Raw genomic sequence first — 4,250 nt, forward strand, 5'->3', positions numbered from 1 at the left:
TTCTTTAGTGTTACCTCTTACAATGTCTTTACCATTTTCAAATGTTGCTCCTAGAGTTGTAGTAGTAGAGGCTTGTTGGACACCTTGCCATTTACCTCCACTTTCCATGTGAGAGAAGTCTTGGACAGATTTCATTTGGGAGCCGACACCTGCAACACTGCCTATTTGTTGCATTTGTTGGGCTATTTGTCCTTTGTTGTAGTTTTCAAAATTGTTCAGCTTTGAAATAGAGGCAATAGCCGCATTGTTCTCCTCAATACCTTTCATCACTTCTGCTGTTGCAAGACCTGTTGCCGCTCCTCTTTCATTTGCATCATTAGCTCTTGCAATGGCTGTAGTTCCTTCTTTCACACCGCCCATTTGCTGTGCGCTTATAGCTTGAGAAACACTTCCCATAAGAGCAGCTAGCTTACCAAATAAAATAATACCTGGACCAACCATTGCAAATGCCACACCAAGCTGTGCGGCTAGCTCTGCTTGAGAAGCCATATACTCATAATACTGCATACCATGCTTTAGGGTATTTGGATCTAACCCATTTGTTCCTAGTGGGTTTGAAATAGCCTGCAAGGCAGTTGAAGCATTTTTTGAAGTGTAGAGGGTTACAATATCATGACTTAGTGCCATACACATTCTTACCATCTCAAAATATATCAAACCTCCAACATAATAACCTAGCGTTTTCATACCTGATGGATAACCTTGCAAGGCGGCTGAAATAAGCACAAAAGGAAAGAGTGCATACACAAGGGCAATCATAATATGCAACACTCTAGGTAATGTCGCGGCTGAGAATATAAAGCCCCCTTGTTTTGTAATATCAGTAAGCTTTGCCATAGCAGCATTGACATTTGCATTTAAAGCCGCAGCATTTGAACCGCTAATACCCATAGAATCTGCCCAATAGGCGTCAGCAACAGCCTTATCTGTAGTTGCACGAATATTGTATTGCATAAAGCCTGTAAGATTTCCTACAGCTCCTGTAACATTGGTTGGATTAGCATTCAGCGTTTTTTCAATAGAATTAAGTCCAGCAAGAGCAATTCCTGTGGAGTTTTCAACCCTCTTTTGATAATCAGGAGCAAGTTTTTCAAATTTTGCTTCCACTTCAGTGTTATAAAAATCCACACAATTTTTGCCAGAATCTGGAACAATAATCGAAGGCAATACGCTGGCGTTTTTCATCTTATTTGGAGCTAGCTCTGTTACGCTAGTTTTTCCCATCTCTAAAGCTCCAAGCTCCTCACCTGTAATATATTGGTATTTAAAAATACAATGCCTTACATAATCTCTATAATTAGCTACAAAAGACTTCTCCTCATCAGTTGTCATCATTACGCTTTTATCTCTACCGATAAGCTCAAAGTTTTTCATAAAGCCTATATCTGTGTATCTGCTTCCATTGATAGGCGCAAAGGCACTATCAACAAGCTCTACTAAGCCTGCGCCAAACTGAGAACTCAAAGAGGCGGCAAATGCTAATACCGTAGGGACATTATCAGATACAGCCTGCGTTCTTATTCCGATTGTTTGCCCGCCATAAAGCGCTCTGCGATCCTCAATCTCAACGGTAGTCTTAAAGCTATCGTTAAACAAAACCACTAAAACAAGGGTAACAAACACAAGATACTTTACAACCATCTCAAATGGGGAAGTTCCAGCTTCTCCACCTCTTTGCCCAACTTTAAAGTAAATTCTCCAAAGCATTAAGATATAGGCTAGAATTGGGATAAGGTAAGCGGCAAGGTGCATAAGGGTATTTGGATTTTCTTCATCTTGGTTGAAAATTTTTGCAACCGAATCAAATACGGTTTTATAAATATCAACATCGCCATAAACAGCAACAGGAAAGTAATCTATCAATGGAGTTTTTCCAAATGCACAAGAAGGAATCAATAGCAATGCTATTAAAACTAAGATTCGGCACAAAACATTATCTTTGAGCATAAGTATCCTTTTAGTATTTTTTAGGCACTTTTTTAGGTTTGTCTCTGAAAGCCTTACAAAAGCCTGTAGTGCTTTAAGACAAATTGACACTTGTAGTTTAATTTCACGGGTTTTCATATCTAATTGCAAAGTTAATGGCAGTTTTTAGACACCACTAAAATGCTTTTAGATTCGTGTTCTTATTTGGTTACAAATTTAGGACACTTATGATGAAAATACTAGATTATAACATTTTTTATTCAAAAAGTCTTGTGTCTGAAAGCATTATACCAGCGATTTTGGGAAGCTTTTGGGAAGCTTTTGGGAATACTAAATTGCTAAAGTTTGATAGATTGGCTTTTGGAGCAAAGTAATACTATAATACCGATTCTATATTGATTGTTAGGAGTTAGAGATATGCCATTCAAATTAATTTCTTTTTTAAAGCATTGCTGGTGATTTCATGTTGTCAAGTTTCACTATTAACTCTCGCCGCTATTTGGGCAACAAAACAAAACTTTTGCCATTTATTTTAGATACCGTAGTCAAAAACTGCAAGAATATAGAATCTGTTGCTGATATTTTTGCAGGAACAGGCTCAGTAGCTAGTGCTTTTGTTGATAAAGTTATCTATACAAATGATATTTTAAAAAGTAATTATATTTGCAATCTTGCATGGTTTAGCCCTAAAGAATATAGTAAAACTAAGGTGGAATCTATATTGAATGAATTCAACAATTACAATACAACTGAAAGCAACTATATGAAAGATAATTTTGCCAACACTTATTTTAGTGCTAAAGTTTGCTCCAAGATAGGCTTTATCCGCGAGAATATCGAAAATTTAAGTAAAAATGGAGAGATAAACGAGCGAGAAACATCGATTTTAATTACTTCCTTGCTTTATGCAATGGATAAAATAGCTACTACTTGTGGGCATTATGATTCTTATAGAAAAGGCGCAAAATTAGCAGATGGAATCAATCTTGCCATGCCACGACTTTATGACAACTTAAATCAAAACAATCACTGCTTCAATAAAGATGCAAATGAACTTGTAAGAGAAATTTATGCGGATTTAGTTTATATTGATCCACCTTATAACTCTAGACAATATAGTGATACTTATCACCTATTAGAAAATGTTGCCACTTGGCAAAAACCACAAGTCTTTGGCGTAGCTAAAAAGATGGATAGAAGTGCAATTAAAAGCAAATATTGCAATAGCACCGCAAATGAAGCCTTTAATGATTTAATAACTAATATAAATGCGAGATATATCTTATTATCCTATAACAATATGGCTACCAAAGGCAATGATCGCTCAAATGCAAGAATAAACGATGAAATTATAATGCAAACATTAAGCAAAAAGGGCAAGGTAAGTATATTTTCACAAGATTATAAAGCATTTAGTGCTGGTAAATCAAGCATTAAAGATAATTCTGAGAGGTTGTTTTTATGCAAATGCCGTTAATTGCTTCACCGTTGAACTATACAGGCGGAAAATTTAAACTGCTTTCACAGATTTTGCCACTATTTCCCAAAAACATTAATACTTTTGTGGATTTATTTTGTGGTGGTTGCAATGTAGGATTAAATACAAAAAGCAAAAAAACAATCTATAATGATATTAATGAGAATCTTCACAACTTGTATATTTTTCTTAAAAATATAGACAGTAAAAGCGCAGTAGAGCAAATTTATGAGGTAATTGCAAAATACGACCTATCAGTAGTTAGTAAATATGGCTATGAATTTTACAAATGTGATAGCTCTAAAGGACTTAGCAAATACAACAAAAGTCGTTTTCTAAAGCTTAGAAGTGATTTTAATGCAAAATCTAACACTACTTTTAACCATTACATAATGCTTTTTGTGATGATTGTCTATGCCTTTAACAATCAAATCCGCTTTAACTCAAGCGGTGAGTTTAATCTGCCTGTTGGGAAGCGTGATTTTAATGCAAAGATGGAGCAAAAACTTATTGACTTTATTGAAAGATTACATAAACAAAATTGTGAGTTTTCTTGTATCGATTTTAGGGAATTTAATATACAAAAACTAGGCAAAAATGATCTTGTTTATATTGATCCCCCCTATCTCATTACTTGCGCAACTTATAATGAAAATGCTGGCTGGACCGAGAATGATGAAAAAGATTTACTTGACTTTTTAGATAAATTAGACAAGCAAAAGATACACTTCGCCCTTTCGAATGTTTTGAGCAGCAAAGGCAAAACAAACCAAATCCTAAAATCTTGGTTAAAAAGCAGGACTTATAAAATTTATCATCTAAATCATAAATATTCAAACTCTAATTA

The 4,250-nt window shown here is 35.0% G+C and carries 4 protein-coding genes; 3 read left to right on the forward strand and 1 reads right to left on the reverse strand.

The genetic code is table 11. The annotated features are described in order from the left end of the window. Nucleotides 1–2,064 (reverse strand): conjugal transfer protein TraG N-terminal domain-containing protein (locus tag CQA49_RS09610; RefSeq protein WP_147288689.1); only part of this gene is annotated, 2,064 nt, incomplete at its 3' end. A gap of 92 nt (nucleotides 2,065–2,156) precedes the next feature. Between CQA49_RS09610 and CQA49_RS10160 the strand changes: the two genes are divergently transcribed. From CQA49_RS10160 to CQA49_RS09620, 3 genes are all read left to right on the forward strand, one after another. Beyond that, nucleotides 2,157–2,300, forward strand: coding sequence for a hypothetical protein (locus tag CQA49_RS10160; RefSeq protein ID WP_181882667.1), 144 nt, complete (start codon nucleotides 2,157–2,159; stop codon nucleotides 2,298–2,300). A gap of 89 nt (nucleotides 2,301–2,389) precedes the next feature. Next, a complete protein-coding gene (locus CQA49_RS09615; RefSeq protein ID WP_181882668.1) occupies nucleotides 2,390–3,403 on the forward strand; it encodes a DNA adenine methylase in 1,014 nt (337 codons plus the stop codon). Continuing rightward, nucleotides 3,388–4,250: DNA adenine methylase (locus CQA49_RS09620; RefSeq protein WP_147288690.1), on the forward strand; the 863-nt coding region annotated here is incomplete at its 3' end. The genes CQA49_RS09615 and CQA49_RS09620, both read left to right, overlap by 16 nt.

The organism is Helicobacter sp. MIT 00-7814, assembly GCF_003364115.1.
Lineage (GTDB): Bacteria > Campylobacterota > Campylobacteria > Campylobacterales > Helicobacteraceae > Helicobacter_F.

Excerpts from the sequence above, each read along its gene's own strand:
- CQA49_RS10160 (WP_181882667.1), top strand. The coding sequence starts at position 2,157 with ATGAAAATACTAGATTATAACATTTTTTATTCAAAAAGTCTTGTGTCT.
- CQA49_RS09615 (WP_181882668.1), top strand. The coding sequence starts at position 2,390 with ATGTTGTCAAGTTTCACTATTAACTCTCGCCGCTATTTGGGCAACAAA.